Annotated in this window: 15 protein-coding genes; 7 read left to right on the forward strand and 8 right to left on the reverse strand. The window is 63.7% G+C overall.

The features are described from left to right. Positions 1-85: 85 nt before the first annotated feature. Positions 86-2,254: a TonB-dependent receptor gene (locus CGL56_RS06060; protein ID WP_167641619.1), complete on the reverse strand. Its 2,169-nt coding sequence runs from the start codon at positions 2,252-2,254 to the stop codon at positions 86-88. Positions 2,255-2,485: 231 nt separating this feature from the next. Between CGL56_RS06060 and CGL56_RS06065 the strand changes: the two genes are divergently transcribed. The 5 genes from CGL56_RS06065 to CGL56_RS06085 are packed head-to-tail and all read left to right on the forward strand — an operon-like array spanning position 2,486 to position 8,772. Then, a complete protein-coding gene (locus tag CGL56_RS06065) occupies positions 2,486-4,024 on the forward strand; it encodes a family 20 glycosylhydrolase (RefSeq protein WP_245851932.1) in 1,539 nt (512 codons plus the stop codon). Positions 4,025-4,058: 34 nt separating this feature from the next. Beyond that, positions 4,059-5,180, forward strand: coding sequence for an alpha/beta hydrolase family protein (locus CGL56_RS06070; protein ID WP_167641618.1), 1,122 nt, complete (start codon positions 4,059-4,061; stop codon positions 5,178-5,180). A 39-nt stretch (positions 5,181-5,219) separates the two neighbouring features. Then, complete coding sequence (locus CGL56_RS06075) at positions 5,220-6,548, forward strand: Gfo/Idh/MocA family protein (protein WP_099105643.1); 1,329 nt, start codon at positions 5,220-5,222, stop codon at positions 6,546-6,548. Positions 6,549-6,567: 19 nt separating this feature from the next. Next, a complete protein-coding gene (locus CGL56_RS06080; protein WP_099105644.1) occupies positions 6,568-7,620 on the forward strand; it encodes a lysylphosphatidylglycerol synthase transmembrane domain-containing protein in 1,053 nt (350 codons plus the stop codon). Between the two features lie 9 nt (positions 7,621-7,629). Then, the gene (locus CGL56_RS06085; RefSeq protein WP_099105645.1) at positions 7,630-8,772 is read left to right on the forward strand and encodes a M50 family metallopeptidase; all 1,143 of its coding nucleotides are present in this window, start codon (positions 7,630-7,632) and stop codon (positions 8,770-8,772) included. Here the strand turns inward: CGL56_RS06085 and CGL56_RS06090 are convergent. Next, on the reverse strand, positions 8,750-9,250 hold the full coding sequence (locus CGL56_RS06090) for an OmpH family outer membrane protein (protein WP_099105646.1): 501 nt from the start codon (positions 9,248-9,250) through the stop codon (positions 8,750-8,752). The genes CGL56_RS06085 and CGL56_RS06090 overlap by 23 nt on opposite strands. Before the next feature lie 163 nt (positions 9,251-9,413). Here CGL56_RS06090 and CGL56_RS06095 point away from each other — a divergent pair, with 163 nt between their 5' ends. After that, the gene (locus CGL56_RS06095) at positions 9,414-10,127 is read left to right on the forward strand and encodes a glycoside hydrolase family 73 protein (protein ID WP_099105647.1); all 714 of its coding nucleotides are present in this window, start codon (positions 9,414-9,416) and stop codon (positions 10,125-10,127) included. Between the two features lie 63 nt (positions 10,128-10,190). On the opposite strand, the gene mnmE is transcribed toward CGL56_RS06095, so the two are convergent. From mnmE to CGL56_RS06125, 6 genes are all read right to left on the reverse strand, one after another. Next, positions 10,191-11,591, reverse strand: a complete 1,401-nt coding sequence (gene mnmE / locus CGL56_RS06100; protein WP_099105648.1) for a tRNA uridine-5-carboxymethylaminomethyl(34) synthesis GTPase MnmE — start codon at positions 11,589-11,591, stop codon at positions 10,191-10,193. Continuing rightward, positions 11,588-12,760 carry a sensor histidine kinase gene (locus tag CGL56_RS06105; protein ID WP_209280335.1) on the reverse strand — a complete coding sequence of 391 codons (1,173 nt, stop codon included), beginning with the start codon at positions 12,758-12,760 and terminating at the stop codon, positions 11,588-11,590. The genes mnmE and CGL56_RS06105 overlap by 4 nt, the downstream gene beginning before the upstream one ends. Before the next feature lie 111 nt (positions 12,761-12,871). Next, a complete protein-coding gene (gene rnc / locus CGL56_RS06110; RefSeq protein WP_245851933.1) occupies positions 12,872-13,615 on the reverse strand; it encodes a ribonuclease III in 744 nt (247 codons plus the stop codon). Between the two features lie 54 nt (positions 13,616-13,669). After that, a complete protein-coding gene (gene fabF, locus CGL56_RS06115) occupies positions 13,670-14,935 on the reverse strand; it encodes a beta-ketoacyl-ACP synthase II (RefSeq protein WP_099105649.1) in 1,266 nt (421 codons plus the stop codon). An 84-nt stretch (positions 14,936-15,019) separates the two neighbouring features. Continuing rightward, the gene (locus CGL56_RS06120) at positions 15,020-15,259 is read right to left on the reverse strand and encodes an acyl carrier protein (protein WP_099105650.1); all 240 of its coding nucleotides are present in this window, start codon (positions 15,257-15,259) and stop codon (positions 15,020-15,022) included. A 170-nt stretch (positions 15,260-15,429) separates the two neighbouring features. Further along, the gene (locus CGL56_RS06125) at positions 15,430-15,978 is read right to left on the reverse strand and encodes a hypothetical protein (protein ID WP_099105651.1); all 549 of its coding nucleotides are present in this window, start codon (positions 15,976-15,978) and stop codon (positions 15,430-15,432) included. Between the two features lie 193 nt (positions 15,979-16,171). Here CGL56_RS06125 and porV point away from each other — a divergent pair, with 193 nt between their 5' ends. Continuing rightward, the gene (gene porV, locus CGL56_RS06130; protein ID WP_099105652.1) at positions 16,172-17,380 is read left to right on the forward strand and encodes a type IX secretion system outer membrane channel protein PorV; all 1,209 of its coding nucleotides are present in this window, start codon (positions 16,172-16,174) and stop codon (positions 17,378-17,380) included. Positions 17,381-17,413: the final 33 nt, after the last annotated feature.

A 17,413-nucleotide genomic window follows, 5' to 3' on the forward strand; every position in this document is an offset into this window, starting at 1 on the left:
ATAACGGCGAGGGGTGCTTAAGGAAGCGTTACCAGGACGCGAAATGCGCCCTCTCCGGGGGAAAGGGCGCAGGATGTTATCCAGTCTACAGCGTCACCCCGAAGCTCAGCATGAAATTCCGCCCCGCCTGGGGGTACATGCCCATCAGCGTCGTGGGTGCGCCATCCAACTGATAGCGGTAGCCCCAGCCGTTGCTGCTGTAGAGCTGGCCGGTGAGGTTGCGCAGCATAAAGGTGATGCGGTACCGTTCCTGCAGGGTATAGCCCAGGCGCAGGTCGGTGTAGTAGTAGCCGTCCAGTTTGCTCTCTGCGGCGCCGCTGTTGTCCACGTAGCGGTCGCCGACGTACTTGGTCTGCAGGGCGGCCGACAGGCCGTGCTCCCGGATGGTGCGGTCGTAGCCTAGCTCCACGGCGCCGGTGACGTTGGGGCTGAAGGCCAGGGGGGTATCCTCCCGTACCACCTCCACCTGACCGAGGTATTCAAAGTTGGCGTCGTAGTCGTCCAGGATTTCCGTGAACCGGCCTACCCGGTTGCGGCTCAGGGTCAGGTTGCCGCCCAGGGTGAAGTAGTCGGCGAGTTGCACCCCACCCTGCAGCTCCAGTCCGAGGCGGTAGCTCTCCGGGACGTTCGTGCGGATGTACTCCCCTACGTCGTTGAGGGCACCGGTGAGGACGAGCTGGTCCTGGTAGGCCATATGGTAGACGTTGACGCCGTAGTTGGCGCGGCCGGTTGTGCGGTTGTAGCCGATTTCGGTGTTGTACAGCTTTTCGGGGACGGGGCGGGTGGCGGCGGGGTTGTCGACGAAGTCGTTGCGGTTGGGTTCCCGCTGGGCCACGCCGAAGCTGCCGTACAGGCGGGTACCGCGGGCGGGCTGGTAGACGAGACCGGCCTTGGGGTTGAAGAAGGTATGGGCGGCCCGTTGCTCGAGTTCGTTGAAGTTTTCGTCCGGCCCCAGGAATTCGTAGGCCACGTGGCGGATCTGCCCGTCGAGGTAGGCGCTCAGTCCTTCGGCCAGGGTATAGTTGGCGCGCAGGTAGTTGCTGAAGTCCCGCTTCGTGGCGTCGTTGGCGTAGTAGCGGTCGCGGATCTCGGAGTCGCCGGCGTTGCGGGCCCAGATGACCTCACCGTAGTGGTCGCCCAGGTACTCGTTGGCCGAGCCGCCCAGGGTCACGTCCCACCCGGCGTGGCGGTACCGCAGGCTGTAGACGGTTCCGTAGAAGTGGTTGTCGAGCCAGCGGCGGCGGATCAGGTCGCTCTCGGCCACCGCGGCGGCGATGCCGTAGTCGGACAGGCTCTCGTCGGCCTTGTACTGCTCAAAGTAGCCCAGCCCCCGGGTGTAGTGGCCGCTGATGGTGAGGTCGTAGCGGTCGTTGAGGCGATCGTTGTAGTGCAGCTGGTAGTGGTTCTGCCGGTAGTTGTCGACCTCGTTGTCGTAGGGCTCGCCTTCCTTTTCGGTGCCCACCGAGTTGTAGGTGCGGCCGTAGGTGTCGATTTCGTCCTGGGTCACGCCGTTCCAGCTCTGGTAGGTCACCTCGTGCCCCCCGAAGGCCACGAAACTGAGCAGGGCGGAGCCCACTTCCTTGCCGATGGAGGCGTAGTAGCCGTCGAGGTCGGCGCGGGCGCGGTCCACGTAGCCGTCGGAATGGATCTTGCTGTAGCGGGCGGAAACGCGCAGCCCGTCTTCCGTGCGGCCGCGGTACTGCACCACGCCGCGGCGAGTGCCGAAGCTCCCCACGCCGCCGTCGATCTCCAGTCCCGGTTCGGCGTCCTCGCTGGTGGTGGTGAAATTGATGGTAGCCCCGAACGCCCCGGCCCCGTTGGTGCTCGTACCCACGCCCCGCTGTATCTGCACCATATCGGCGGAGGAGCTGAAGTCGGGCAGGTTGACCCAGTAGACGCCCTGGCTTTCGGAGTCGTTGTAGGGGATGCCGTTGATGGTCACGTTGGTGCGGGTGGGGTCGCTGCCACGGATCCAGATGCCGGTGTACCCTACCCCTGTGCCGGCGTCGGAGTTGACCACCACCGAGGGCGTCCACTTGAGGAGGTAGGGGGCGTCCTGACCGAGGTTGCGCGCGGCGAGGTCCTTGCGGGTCAGGTTGACGAAGGTGACCGGCGTTTCTGCCCGGGCGGCCGTGGCCGTCACGGTGATGGGATAGTCAAAGTCGTAGACACTGCTGATGGTGTCGACGGTTTGCTGGGCAGCCACGAATTGGAGGAAGAGGAGCGCGACGGCGCTCAGCGTAATACGCTTCATGCGAACTTGTTTTTCCCTTCCCGGCATTACCCGGGCAGGTTCCTTGAATGAATCTCAAAGGGTATGATCTCAGCCGCCCCGAAGGAGGGACAGCACCCCGTTATCGCCGCAAAGGTAAAGCCACCCCGCTGGTTTCCGGCCCGGAATTTTGGAGATTTCCAGTGGCCGCCCCCTTTTTTGCGCTTCCCATTTTTGAATTACCTTTCCCTTCTACCAAATCTCAGTTATTCCGTGGTGCGTTTCTTCCCCCTGCTTTTCCTGGCCTTCCTGACCGCCTGCGGCAGTGAGCCGCCCCCCAAACCCGCCGAGGTACCCGCCCTGTCGGAACTGCCGCTCATCCCGCTGCCGGCCTCCATCACCGACGGCGAGGGCGACGCCTACTACGAGACCTACACCGGTCAGGTGATGCCCAGCTCCGACGCCATCATCGGTGACGCCCAGCGCTACCTGTACAGCCGCCTGCCCGACCTGGTGCTGCCGCTGCAGTTCGACGTGCGCAGCGACCTTGCCGAGGGGGCCTACCGCATCAATTTCCGCGACGGCAACATCGAGGTGAGTGCGGGTACCCGCGACGGCATGCTCAACGCCGTCAAGACCCTCGAGCAGGTGCTTCATTTTTCGGGCGCGGACGCGGGTGCCGTGTACATCTCCGAAGGCACCATTTCGGATGAGGCGCGCTTCCCCTACCGCGGCTTCATGCTGGACGTGGCCCGCCACTTCTTCGAAGTCGAGGAGGTCAAGGCCGTCATTGACCGCATTGCGCCCTACAAGATCAATCACCTCCACCTCCACCTGAGCGACGACCAGGGCTGGCGCATCGAAATCAAGTCGTGGCCCAAGCTCACCGAGATTGGCGGCAAGTCGGAGGTCGGCGGCACCCCCGGCGGCTTCTACACCCAGGAGCAGTACAGCGACATCGTGGCCTACGCCGCCGCCCGGGGCATCACCATCGTCCCCGAAATCGATATGCCCGGCCACACCAACGCGGCCCTGTCGGCCTACCCCATCCTCAACGAAGACGGCAAGGCCACCGAGCCCTACACCGGTACGCGGGTGGGCTTCAGCACCCTGGATACTGACCAGGATTCCGTCTACGTCTTCATCGACGACGTAGTCCGGGAAATCGGCGCCCTGACCCCTGGCCCCTACTTCCACCTCGGCGGCGACGAGAGCGACGCCACCGACCACGAGGACTACGTCAAGTTCGTCAACGAAGTACAGAAGATCATCAAGCGCAACGGCAAGCAGCCCATGGGCTGGGACGAAGTGGCCACCGCCGCCCTCGATCCCGGTACCGTCGTCCAGCTGTGGGCCCACCCCGATTACGCCCTGAAGGCAAAGGCCGCCGGCAACCCCGTACTGATGAGTCCCGCCACCCGCGCTTACCTCGACATGCAGTACGACAGCACCTCCCGCATCGGACTCCACTGGGCCGCGTACATCGAGGTGGACTCGGCCTACCTGTGGGACCCCGCCAACCTGGCCGAGGGCCTCACCGACTCCGACATCATGGGCGTGGAAGCCCCGCTGTGGGGAGAGACCATCCAGAACCTGGAGGACATCGACTACCTCACCTTCCCCCGCCTGCTGGCCCTGGCCGAAGTCGGGTGGACGCCCCAGGAGCGGCGCGACTGGGACGACTTCCGCCGCCGCCTCCGCGCCCACCAGACCTGGCTCAAGGACCAGGGCATCGGCACCTACGACACCCGGGTGCTGCAGGAGGAGGAAAATGAGGCACCCGCTGAGCCGGCACCTTCCACCGACAACTGAACCAAGGGGGTGCCCGCCCCCTGAATCACCCGCCATGCTACCATGCAGTCTGTTCGCCGCCCTCCTCCTCATCCCCCTTCTATGCGGGTTGCGGGCGGAGGGCGGCGGCGATTTTACCCCTTTGGTCAGCGACAGCCTCCGCCCCCAGGATCCGACGGACTTCCCCTACCGGCGGGAGGCCGTCCGCTTCCCGGGCGGGGCCCCGGGGGTGGAACTGGCCGGTGAACTGACCGTGCCCGATTCGGGGGCCATCCGTGCCGTGGCCATTCTCCTGACGGGCTCCGGCCCCCAAGATCGGAACGAAGACCTCGGTCCCCACATCAACCACCGCCCCTTCCTGGTGCTGAGCGACTACCTCACCCGGCGGGGCTACGGGGTGCTGCGGTACGACGACCGGGGCGTGGGGGAAAGCAGCGGCCGGTTCTCCGGCGCCACCTCTGCCGATTTCGCCGCCGATGCCGCCGCAGCGGTTGCCTACCTGCGCCACCTCCCCGACGTGCAGCACCTGCCCCTGGGCCTGATCGGTCACAGTGAAGGCGGATTGATCGCTCCCATGGTTGTGGCCTCGGGAGCCGCCGTTGACTACCTGATTCTGCTGGCCGCACCGGGGCTCCCGATCGATAGCCTCATGCTCGAGCAACGACGGATGATCGCCGGGCAGACCACCCCCGACGAGCCCGTGGTGCGTGGGGCCTTCACTTTTGTCCGCCGGCATCCCGAGCTAGACTCGGCGACTTTCGTGGCCGGACTGCAGGACACCATCCTCTCTCTCTTGCCCCAGCTGGCTCCGCCCGTGCGGGCGAGTATCTCCGACCCGGAGTTATTTGCCGCTACCTACGCCCGGGGGTTGAGCAGTGCCTGGTTCCGCTACTTCCTCTCCCTGGACCCGGCGGATTACCTGTCCCAGGTCTCCGTACCGGTACTGGCCCTGAACGGGGAGAAAGATCTGCAGGTCAGCCCCGGCAACCTCACCGCCCTGGAAGAGTCCCTCACCCGTGCCGGCAATCTGGAGGTAACGGCCATCGTCCTGCCCGGTCTGAATCACCTGTTCCAGCCCGCCACTACGGGCCACCCGGCCGAGTACGGCGCCATTGAAACCACCCTCGCCCCGGAAGTGCTCCAGCGCATTGCCGACTGGCTGGACAACCGCTTCTGAAGCTGCTATATTAGCGGACACCCCGCACAAACACCCTCCATGAAAAGACGCGCCTTTCTCCAGACCGCCCCCGTATTGCTCACGGGCCTGCCGCTCAGTGCCCTTCCCCACCGGACCCCGCACCCGCGCTCCGCCGCCCCCCGGAAAGTAGCCCTGATCGGCTGTGGATGGTACGGCAAGAGTGACCTCCTGCGGCTGCTGCAGGTTGCCGACGTGGAAGTAGTGGGACTTTGTGACGTGGACGAACACATGCTGGAAGGCGCCGCGGCCCTGCTGAAGGAGCGGCAGCCCGGTGCCCGCCCCCGGCGCTACGCCGACTACCGGCAACTATTGGAAAAAGAAAAACCGGAGATCGTCCTGGTGGGTACCCCCGACCACTGGCACGCCCTGCAGGCCGTCGCCGCCATCGAGGCCGGCGCCCACGTCTACCTGCAAAAGCCCGTCGGGGTAGACATCCGGGAGTGTGAGGCCGTGCTCGACGCCGCCCGCCGCCACGAACGGGTGGTACAGGTAGGATTGCAGCGCCGCAGCACCCCCCACCTGGTACAGGCCAAGCGCGACATTGTCGACGCCGGAAAGCTAGGTACGGTGGCCCACGTCGAAATCTGCTGCTACTACAGCATGCGCGACCGGGCGGTGCGGCAGGAAGAACCGGTGCCGGCCTTTTTCGACTACGACCGCTGGACGGGCCCCGCGCCCCTGCTGCCGTACAAGGGGCTGCCCCACCGGCGCTGGCGAGCCTTCTGGGCCTACGGCAACGGCATCGTGGGCGACATGTGCGTCCACATGTTCGACATGACCCGCTGGATGCTTGACCTGGGCTGGCCCCTGGAGGTGAGCAGTACCGGGGGCATCTACGTGGAAACGGCCGCTGACGCTACCATTACCGATACCCAGCACGTGGTCTTTGAGTACGACGGCCTGAGCTGCGTGTGGCAGCACCGCACCTGGGGCAAGGCCCCCGATCCGGAATTCCCCTGGTCGATGAAAATTTACGGCGACCGCGGCACCCTGGAGGCCGACCCCCACAAATACGACTTCACCCCCACCGGCGGAGAAACGCAGCGGGTAGAGGCCCTGTACGAACGGGAGAAATTTCCGGAAGACGTTACCGAGAAGGACATCGAGCTCCACGCCGCACCGGCCACCCGGGCCCATATGCTTGACTTCCTGCACGCCATCGATACGGGCAGTCGTCCGGTAGCCGATATCGAGGAAGGGGTGATCTCGTCGGCGGCCTGCATCCTGGGTAACCTGGCCATGCTCGACGGCGGCAGCCTCAGCTACGACCCCGACGCCCGCACCCTGACGGGCGGCGATTCCGCCCTGCTGGCCCGCCGCTACCGCCCCCCCTATAAACGGCCGTAGCGGGGCTATCTTCGCGCCCATGTCGCAATCGCTTACGAACCTGCTGAAGTTCATCGTCTTCATCGGACTGGGCTTCGGTATCCTGTACCTGGTGTACCGCAACCAACAAGACGCCTACGCCGCCGACTGTGCCCTACGGGGCGTGGCCGCGGGGGAATGCAGCCTCCTGGACAAGGTGCTGCGCGACTTCGCCGGCGCCAATTTCGGCTGGCTGGGCATGACCCTGCTGGCCTTCTGCGTGAGCAACCTCAGCCGGGCCCTGCGCTGGAACATGCTGCTGCGCACCTTCGGCAAGCGCCCCCGCCTGATCAACGCCTTCCTGACCATCAACCTCGGCTACCTGGCGAACCTGGGCTTTCCCCGCCTCGGCGAGATTGCCCGCCCGGCGGCCATGGCGCGCTACGAAAAGATGAAACTGGAAAAGGTGATCGGAACCGTGGTCGTGGACCGCATGGTCGACGTCATCTGCCTCCTAACGCTCTCGGGACTCACCCTGCTGCTGGCCGGCGACCGCATCATGAACTGGCTGGTGGAAAACGCCTCCCTCGGTGACCGGTTTGCCGGCCTCGAATGGCTGCTCATTACCCTGGTTGTGCTGGGCACGGCCGGACTGGCTCTTGCCTGGTTCCAGCGCCGCCGCATCGGGGCTACCCGCCTCGGCGACCGGCTGATCGGGGTGATCCGCGGCTTCGTGGACGGGCTGCGGACCATTGCCGCGGTAGAGAAGCCCTGGCTCTTCGTCCTCCACAGCATCAACATCTGGCTGATGTACTTCCTGATGACGGTATTCGTCTTCCAGGCCTACGGCCCCACCGCCGGGCTGGGTGCGGAAGCCGCCCTGACCACCTTCGTCAGCGGGGGCTGGGGCATCGTCATTCCCAGTCCGGGGGGCATGGGCAGCTACCACTTCCTGGCCCAGAGTGCCCTGGGACTTTACGGGGTGGCCGGAGAAGACGGCTTCGCCTGGGCGAATATTTCCTTCTTTTCCATCAATATCGGCTGTAACGTGTTGATCGGCTTGATAGCGCTGTTGTTCCTTCCCCGGATCAACCGCAACTACGAGCCAACCTAAACTTCCCCCTTGTTCCGCACCTGGCGCATCGGCCGCATCCTTGGCATCCCCACCGAACTGCACTGGTCCTTCCTGCTGGTGCCGGCCGCCATCCTGGTATATGCTTACCAGCCGGGACTGGGGTTGCGGTGGACGCAGGTGCAATGGTGGACGGGCATTACGCTCCTCCTGTTCCTCTTCGTGCTCGTCCACGAACTCGGTCACGCCCTCACCGCCCGGGCCCGTGGAGTAAGGGCCGAAAAGATTATTCTGTTCCCCCTCGGCGGTGGGGCCCTCATCCCCGAGGAACCGGAGCGCACCTTCGACCAGGTACTGATCTACGCCGCCGGCCCCCTGGCCAACATCCTTTTGGCACTGGTGGCCCTGCCGCTGCTCCTCTGGCAGCCCAATGGGGCCTACCTCCTTCAATTTTACCTCAATCCCTTCGGCAACCTCATCGTACTGCCGAGCCTGACCGAGCAACTGCTGGGGATCACCCTGGCGGTGAACGCCATCCTGGCCCTCGGCAACCTCCTGCCCGCCTACCCTCTCGACGGGGGGCGCATCCTGCGGGCCTTGCTGAAAAAGCCCCTGGGGGAACGCTCCGCCACCGTGATCACCACCCTGCTCGGCATGCTGATCGGGGGCGGGCTGGTGGGGGTGTCCTTCTACCTCGGCGATCCCCTGCTGGGGCTGAGCGCCCTGTTCATCGTCTCCTTTTCCGCCATCGAACTCAACCGGGGCTGGCAGCGGCGGCGGCTCGCCCGGGCCAGCATCACGGAAATGCTGCGGCCGCCGCTGAACGAGCGGATCTACGCCGCCGACCGGGTGTACCGCGCGCGGGCCATCTTCGCCGGCACCGACGCGAAGGTGCTGCCGGTCTACGACAACTGGAACCAGTTGAGTGGCTTCGTGGAGCGGGAGGTACTGATGCGGGAGGCCGACCGGGAGCACCCGGTGGAGTTCTACTACGAAGCGGAATTCATCACCGCTACCGCGGCCGAAAGCCTGCTCGTACTGACCGAACGGATCGTAGACGCCGACGTTTACGGGGCGGCGATCTACTCCCGGGGTGAGGTCGTTGGCTTCATCCTTACGGAGGACGTCATCCTGCACCTGGACCGCTCGCGGCGGCGGTTCTACAAGCGGTTTACAAACCGAGCTGCTTCCTGACCAGCTCCATGAGGTCGTCGGATTCCCGGGCGAAGAGCACCGTATTGAACTGGGAGGTATCAAACACCAGTTCATACCCGTTCTCCCGGGCTACCGTCTGGACGGCGGCGCGGGCTTCAGCCACCAGGGGACCGAGTAGTTCCCGGCGGCGGGCTTCCAGTTTCTGGCCCACCTCCTGCTCGTACGCGGCAATCTCCCGGCGCCCCTGCTCGATCTCGGCGCGGTACTTGTCCAGTTCTACGGGAGGGAGGTCCTCTACCATTGCTTCGATCTCCGCCACGCGGGCCCGCAGGGCTGCCACCATGCGCTCCCCTTCCTCCACCAGCTCATCGTTGTAGGCGGACAATTCGGCTTCGGCGGCCTCGGTCCCGGGGATGGTAGCCAGCAGGTTGCCGAAGTTGAGGTGGCCGTACTTCTGGGCCGGCAGTACGCCAACGGCCAGCAGAAACGAGGCGGCAAGGAGAAGGTGACGTAGCATGGGCAGGGATTTGACGCTACGCAAGATACTGCCGCCGTAGCTACCACCTCCTTGGAGTGGGTGGCATAGCGGCAAATCACCCCCCCCCAATCAACTTTTTGTTTTAAAATGTTTTAATTTAAAACATTTGCCCTACCTTGCAGCCACAAGCAACCCGATCGATATGAACCTACCCATTCCTTCCAGCTGGCGGCTTTACTTCGAGAACCTGTACCACCGGCTGCACCAGCAGATCACCAGTCCGTGGACCAAGGTGGCCGTGCTTGCCCTGTTGGCAATTATTGTTACCCGCAAGGAACTGAGCTTGTCGCTCAGCATTGACGGCGGTAGCTGGCTCGGGATCAAACAATCTTCGGTGTTCAGTAACGGCGGCGGCGGTTCCGAGAATCACTTCACACTCTTCGGGGGAAACAAACAGGAGTGGACGGCCCGGGAGCTGGAGCAACTGGACTACGTAAAGCAGTACAAACACATTGCCCTGGAACAGATGGAGCAGGAGGGCATTCCGGCCAGCATCACCCTGGCCCAGGGCCTGCTGGAAAGTGGCGTGGGCCAAAGCACCCTGGCCCTGGAGAACAACAACCACTTCGGCCTGAAATGCTTCAGCAAGAACTGCAGCAAGGGCCACTGCAGCAACCACAGCGACGACCACCACAAGGATTTCTTCCGGATTTTCTCCAGTCCGGAAGAGAGCTACCGCGCCCACGGGGAGTTGCTTCGCAAGGACCGCTACCAGGATCTCTTCCGCCTCGACCGTACCGACTACCGCAGTTGGGCCCGGGGGCTGAGCGAAGCGGGTTACGCTACCGATCCGAAGTACGCCGACAAGCTGATCCGGATGATCGAGTCGCTCGAGCTCTACCGCCTCGACGCGTAAAGAAATTTAGGTTTGACGTTTTGAGTGTATATCGGGCCCGCCGTTTCGGCGGGCTTTTTTTATTTACTTCCCGATACAGAAGTTGGAAAAGATGTTGCCGAGCAGGTCGTCCGTGGTGATCTCGCCGGTGATCTCTCCGAGGTCGCGTAGGCTCTGGCGGATGTCCATGGCCACGAAATCCTGCGAGAGGCCACTCTGCAGCCCCTCGGCCACCCGTTCGAGGGCCGCATCGGCCCGGCGCAGGGCGTCGTAGTGGCGGGCATTGCTCAGGATGATCTCCTGGGCGTCTATGCCGCCGCGGCCGTCGGTAACAATATTGAGGAGGGTATCCTGGAGGTACTGGAGGTTGCTGCGTTCGCTGGCGATCATGGGAACGAAGCGCTCGGGGGGTACCTGCCATTTGCCCGCGTACTCGGGGCCGAAATAGTGGACGTACTTCGTGTACGGGTTCAGGTCCATCTTGTTGGCCACGACCACCAGTTCGAGGTCTTCGCGGTACAGTCGGTCGAGGTCGGCGGCCAGGGTTTCCGGTGAAGTCTCCACCACATCGAAAACATAAACGAGTACGTGACCCACGGCTACCTGTTGCAGGGTGCGCTCTACCCCCATTGCCTCGATGGCGTCGGAGGCGTCGCGGATGCCGGCGGTATCGACCAGGCGGAAGCGGATGCCGCCGATGTTGACGGCTTCCTCGATGGTATCGCGGGTGGTGCCGGGGATGTTGGAAACGATGGCGCGGTCCTCGTTCAGCAGGGCATTCAGCAGCGTTGACTTTCCTGCGTTGGGGCGACCGGCGATGACGGTGGAGACGCCTTCCTTGATCGCGTTTCCGAGGCGGAAGGAGGTGGTGAGGGTGCCGATCCGGGACCGGATCTCGGCCACCAGTTCGGAGAGCTGGCCGCGGTCGGCGAACTCCACGTCTTCCTCCGCGAAGTCCAGTTCGAGTTCGATCAGGCTGGCGAAGTCGATCAGGCGGGCCCGCAGGTCGCCAATTTCGTTGCTGACGCCGCCCCGGAGCTGTCCGAGGGCGATCCGGTGGGCCGCCGCCGAGCGGGAGGCGATGAGGTCGGATACGGCCTCGGCCTGGCTCAGGTCGAGCTTGCCGTTCAGGAAGGCCCGTTGGCTGAATTCCCCGGGCCCGGCGGGCCGGGCACCCGCGTCCCCGCCCAATTGCACGATGCGCTGCAGGATGTAGGGGCTGCCGTGGCAACTGATTTCCACCGCGTCCTCTCCGGTGTAGGAGGCCGGCGCCCGGTAGAGGGTGAGCACCACCTCGTCGATTTCCTCCCCTTCCGCATCCCGGAGGGTGCCGAAGTAGGCCTGCCGGGCCCGGGCCCGCAGCAGGTCGCGGGAGGGGAAGAAGGGATTGATCAGTTGAATGGCGTCGGGGCCACTGAGGCGGACGATGCCGATCGCGCCCTCGCCCGGGGGCGTGGCGACGGCAATGATGGTGTCTTGGCTCATGGTTTGGTGGGGGTAGCGCGGGGTAAAACGATGCGAAAGGTAGTGCCCTTGCCGGGTTCGGACGACAACACCGAGATGCGGCCCTGGTGGTACTCCTCGATGATGCGCTGCACGAGGCTGAGGCCGAGCCCCCACCCCCGCTTCTTGGTGGTGAATCCGGGCTTGAAAACCCGGCGCACGTGGCGGGGGGCGATGCCCTTGCCGGTGTCGCTGATGTCGATGATCACCTTGTTGTCCTTCTCGTGGACCACGCTGCTGATCTGCCCCTTGCCGTCCATGGCGTCAAGGGCGTTGCGGAGGAGGTTTTCGATCACCCAGTCGAAGAGCAGGGGGTTGATGGCCACGGGCAGGTCACCGGCGTCGGGCGGCGGAAAGTCGAAGCGTACGCGGCGGGGGGCCCGCTTCTCCATGTACTCCCGGCACTTGGCCAGTTCGGTGTAGATATTGGTGGGGTATAGCTCCGGCGTGGCGCCAATCTTGCTGAAGCGGTTGGCCACCATTTCCAGCCGCTGGACGTCCTTGTGGAGTTCCCCGGACACCTCCATGAGGTCGGGGTCATCGGCGTACGTCAGGTTCAGGTGCTCGATCCATCCCATGATGGCGCTGATGGGGGTGCCGAGCTGGTGGGCCGTTTCCTTGGCCATGCCCACCCAGACGCGGTTCTGCTCCGCCCGCCGGGCCTGGTTGATGCCGAAGATTCCCACTACGAGGAAAGTGCCGATGAGGGCCAGCTGGATGTAGGGGAATAACCGCAGCTTCTGGATGAGGGTACTGGTGCCGAAATACATCAGCCCGCCGTAGGGCATCTCCACCGGGGGCTTACCGTACTCCTTGAGGTAGTCGAGTTGCTCGAGGATGTAGGCCGTATCGGCTTCCCGGCCGCCCCAGTTGATGGCTTCCACGTAGCCTCCCCCCTGGAGGGCCCAGATGGCGGGGATGGTGGTGTTGTTTTCAATGATGGCCTGCTGGGTGGACACGTCCTCGGCGGCGGCGGCCCCGTCGAAGTTGTTGATGTCGCGCATCGAGGCCTCGTAGAAGCGCACGTAGTTCTCCTCGATCACCGAAAGCTGGTTGGCCAGGCGGTTGGTGTACCACACCGAAGCCACCACGATGACCAGTCCGATCAGGGACAGGTAGAGGGGCCAGCGGGAGGTGGTGGGCAGGGGCATGGTTGATGGCTTCGCCCGGTGAACATACCGAAAATAGCGGCCAAGCGCGGGCGCTCCGGACGGGAGTACTGCACCAACGCGGGCGGGGCGCTTTTATTTTCGCGGCGCGGCCTACTGGTTGCCGGCCTCGACCCCGAGGTCCTTCAGGGCGCGGCGGCTGGCCAGCTGTTCGGCGCTCTTCTTGTTAAAATCCTCCCCGACGGCCATGCGGCGGCCGTTGATGGTGACGGCGACGCGGAAGCGGTCGCGCTTGTCCTGCTTGAAACGTTTGAGGATTTCGTAGTCGACTTTCTGGCCGTTCTTCTGGCAGTGTTCCAGCAACTGGCTCTTGTAGTTGTCGTCGTAGGTTTCCAGGTTCTCGATGTCGACGTAGTCGCGCAGCATGCGCTGAACCACGAAGTTGGTCGTACCCGTGTAGCCCTGCTCGACGTATACGGCCCCGACGAGGGCTTCCACGGCATTGCCCAGCATGGAGCGGGCGATGCGGGTGTTGTTGTAGGTACTGAGGAGTTCATCGAGGCCCATATCGTAGCCGATGGCGTTGAGCGACTTGCGCTTCACGATCTTGGAGCGCATCTTGGTCAGGAAGCCCTCGTCGGCCGTGGGGTACTTTTTATAGAGGTACTCGGCTACAATGGTGCCTAGGACGGCGTCGCCCAGAAATTCCAGCCGCTCGTTGTTCTGCCCGCCGTAGGGCTGGTGACGGTTGTTGTCGTTGCTGCTTTTGTGGGAGAAAGCGAGCTTGAAGATATTGAGGTAGGCGGGGGTAAAACCCAACAGCCGACGCAGCCGCCGCACCAGTTCCTTCTCCGGGGAGAAGTAAAGATTGTAAATCCTTCGTACTGCTTTGATCACAAGGCGGGCGATATGGGGGCTAAACGCTCAATAGCAAGCTGTCTGTATAACGATTTACTCCGCAAAACGCTTAAAGATCGTCGCCGAGTTGTGTCCGCCGAATCCGAAGGTATTGCTCAGGGCCACGCTAACGGGCCGCTCGACGGCCTCGTTGAAGGTGAGGTTGAGTTTGGGGTCGATGGCCGGATCGTCCGTGAAGTGGTTGATCGTCGGCGGAATGAAGTCGTGCTGGATGGCCAGTACGCAGGCGATCGACTCGATGGCGGCCGCAGCGCCCAGCAGGTGGCCGGTCATCGACTTGGTGGAGCTGATGTTGAGGTCATACACCGATTCGCCGAAGGCCAGTTGGATGGCCTTGAGTTCGGCCGTATCGCCCAGGGGGGTGGAGGTGCCGTGGGTATTGATGTAATCGACCTGCTCGGGCGACAGCCCGGCGTCCTTCATGGCGTTGAGCATGGCCATCTTGGCGCCGGTTCCTTCCGGGTGGGGGGCCGAGATGTGGTAGGCATCCGAGCTGGCGGCGTAGCCGCCAATTTCGGCCAGGATGGTGGCACCGCGGGCCTGGGCGTGTTCCAGGCTTTCCAGCACCAGCGCACCGGCGCCTTCGCCGAGCACGAAGCCGTCGCGGTCGGCGTCGTAGGGGCGGGAGGCGGAGGCCGGGTCGTCGTTGCGGGTACTGAGGGCCTTCATGGAGTTGAAGCCGCCGATGGCCACCTTGGAGATAACGGCTTCGGAGCCGCCGGTCACCATCACGTCGGCCCGGCCGAGGCGGATGTCGTCGGCCGCGGCGGCCAGGGCGTGGCCTCCGGAGGCGCAGGCGCTCACCGTAGCGTAGCTGGGCCCACGCAGGTTGTACCGCATGCTGATGTGTCCGGCGCCCATGTTGGCGATCATGCGGGGGATCATGAAGGGGTTGTAGCGGGGGGTACCGTCGCCGGCGTCGAAGATCTCGATCTGTTCTTCCAGCGACTGCAGTCCGCCGATGCCGCTGGCCCAGATGCAGCCGGCGCGGTCGGGGTCAACGGAAGCGATGGTCTGCCGGTCCTCTCCGAGGAGGCCGGCCATTTCCAGGGCCTCGTCGGCGGTATAGAGGGCCATGAGGGTGTAGCGATCCTGCCGGCGGGCCTCCCGCTTGTCGACGCGGGTGGTGGGGTCCCAGTCCTTCACTTCGCAGGCGAACTGCGTTTTGAATTTTTCGGCGTCGAATTGGGTAATGGGCGTGGCCCCGCTGCGGCCCTGGCGGAGACCTTCAAGGTATTCGGGGACGGAATTGCCGATTGCGGTAAGGGCGCCAATGCCGGTGATGACTACTCGCTTCATGTTGCTGCTGCTAATTCTAGAAAAACCGCCGCCCGCTACCTGTCAGGGTAATCGGGCGGCGGAAGAAAAGCGGTGACGGGAAAATTACTTTTCCACGCTGCTTTCAAGGTAAGTAACGGCCTGGCCGACAGTCTGGATGTTCTCCGCCTGCTCGTCCGGGATGCTGATGTCAAATTCTTTTTCGAACTCCATGATGAGTTCTACGGTGTCGAGGGAGTCGGCGCCCAGATCGTTCTGGAAGCTGGCGTCCCGGGTTACCTCAGACTCGTCAACACCAAGCTTGTCAACGATGATCTGCTTTACTTTTTCTTCAATACTTGCCATAATCAGGGGGTGGCTTTTGTGATTAAATGCGGCCGCAAAGAAAGCCCGAAAGGTTTACTTGCGCAAGTTCAGCGTCAAATGAGGGCTGGCCGGGCGGCAAGGTAACACTCCTGACGACAACCGGAAGTAACTGAACCTCTTTTAGAATCAGAATGAAGGCCGCCCCCTGCCTACAGCCGTATCCCCAGGGTAAGCATCCACTGAGGGACCACCTCCCGGTCCGGGGGATAATGATCCGTAAAGCTGCCGAAGTAGTGCACCCCCAGGGTTACGTAGTCCAGGTACAGGCGGACGCCGCCGCGCAGGCTCCAGTCCAGGTTGCCCTCGAAACCGGGGGCCGTGCCGCCGCCGGCTACCCACCCCGGCGCGACGGCCAGGTTGGCCACCAGGTTGAGATCGAAGTCGGGCGGCAATACGCGGTAGGCCAGCCCCAGCGGCAGGTGGACGCTGCCGTAGCTAAAGTCGGTACCGCCATCCCCGGAGAATTTCCGGTGAACGTACAGCAATCCGCCCGAGGGCGCGAGTTGCCGTGCCCCGAGCAGGGCGTCGACGCCTACCGCGTAGCGGGTGCCGGTGAACTCCCGGACGGAACCACCCTCCCCTACCGTGAGCCGGTCCTCCCCCAGTAGGTAACCGATATAGGGGTTCACTTCGACCTGGGCCGCGAGGGGCGACAGAGATAGGAGAGCAAGAAAGAACAGGGGGTAACGGGCAAACATTCTTGGGCTATTGAAGATCCGTAGTGAACTGTTTCAACGTAATTTTGTCCCGATGTGCCCCGTCCGGGTCCTAAATCTGCGCCCTAGGCGGAAAATAAGGACGCGAAGCCCCGCGTTTGGGTAGTCTCAAACCCCAGGCGGCGCCCACCGGTTAGCCTTTTGCGCCTGACTACGTCGGAATCTTAATCAACCTATGCGACAACTACTGTTTACCCTGCTTGCCCTCACTGCGCTCTGCGGCCCGGGAACCTCCCTCCACGCCCAGATCGGCGCTTGCGTCGTGGGTCCCGACGGCAACAAGACCATGCCCGGCACCGGCGGCCCCTGCGTTAATACCGTGGTTTCGGCCGTTCCCTTCCTGCGGATCGCCCCCGACGCCCGCGGCGCGGCCATGGGAGACGTGGGCGTGGCCCTGAGCCCCGACGCCAACGCCATGCACTACAACGCCAGCCGCCTGGCGTTCTCCGAGGAAGACCTCGCCCTCAGCGCAACTTACACCCCCTGGCTGCAGGCCCTGGGACTGAACGACGTCTACCTGGCCTACCTCGGCGGCTTCAAGAAGCTGGACGAAAACCAGGCCGTAGGGGCCAGCCTCCGCTACTTCAGCCTGGGTGACATTCAGTATACCGACGAGAACAACACCTCCCTCGGTACCGGCAAACCCAACGAATTCGAGGTAGCCCTGGCCTACAGCCGCCGGCTGACCCAGAACCTGGGCCTGTCGATCACCGCGAAGTACATCAACTCCAACCTGGCCTCCGGACAGCAGGTGCAAGGGCAGATCATCCAGGCCGGACAGGCCTTCGCCGCCGACCTCGGCGTCAATTTCCGCAGTGAGCCCCTGGGCCCCAACGGCAACATCCTGTCGGTAGGCGGTGCGGTGACCAACATCGGCAACAAGATCTCCTACACCCTGGACACCATCCGCGACTTCCTGCCGGCCAACCTGGCCCTGGGCGCGGCCTACACCATCAACCTCGACGAGTACAACCAGATCACCCTCACCGCCGAGACCAACAAACTGCTGGTACCTACCCCCTGCGACGGAACGGCCACCTGCCAGCGCACCCAGAACGAGATCGACGACCTCTCCCCCATCGCCGGCATTTTGACCAGCTTCAGCGATGCGCCGGACGGATTCAGCGAGGAGCTGCGGGAGTTCACCATCGGCGTCGGTGCCGAATACTGGTACGCCCAGCAGTTCGCCGTGCGGGCCGGCTACTTCCACGAAAACCAGACCAAGGGCGGCCGACGCTACCTGACCGCGGGACTGGGCCTGAAGTACAATATCTTCGGCATCAACCTGAGCTACCTGGTGCCCACCAGCAACCAACGGAACCCCCTGGACAATACCCTGCGCTTCAGCCTGCTCTTCGATTTCGGTGCCACCACCCAACCGTAATGTGCGGCGGCGCCCCATGGGGTGTAGAAATTG

The sequence above is a fragment of the Neolewinella marina genome, assembly GCF_002631205.1.
GTDB lineage: Bacteria > Bacteroidota > Bacteroidia > Chitinophagales > Saprospiraceae > Neolewinella > Neolewinella marina.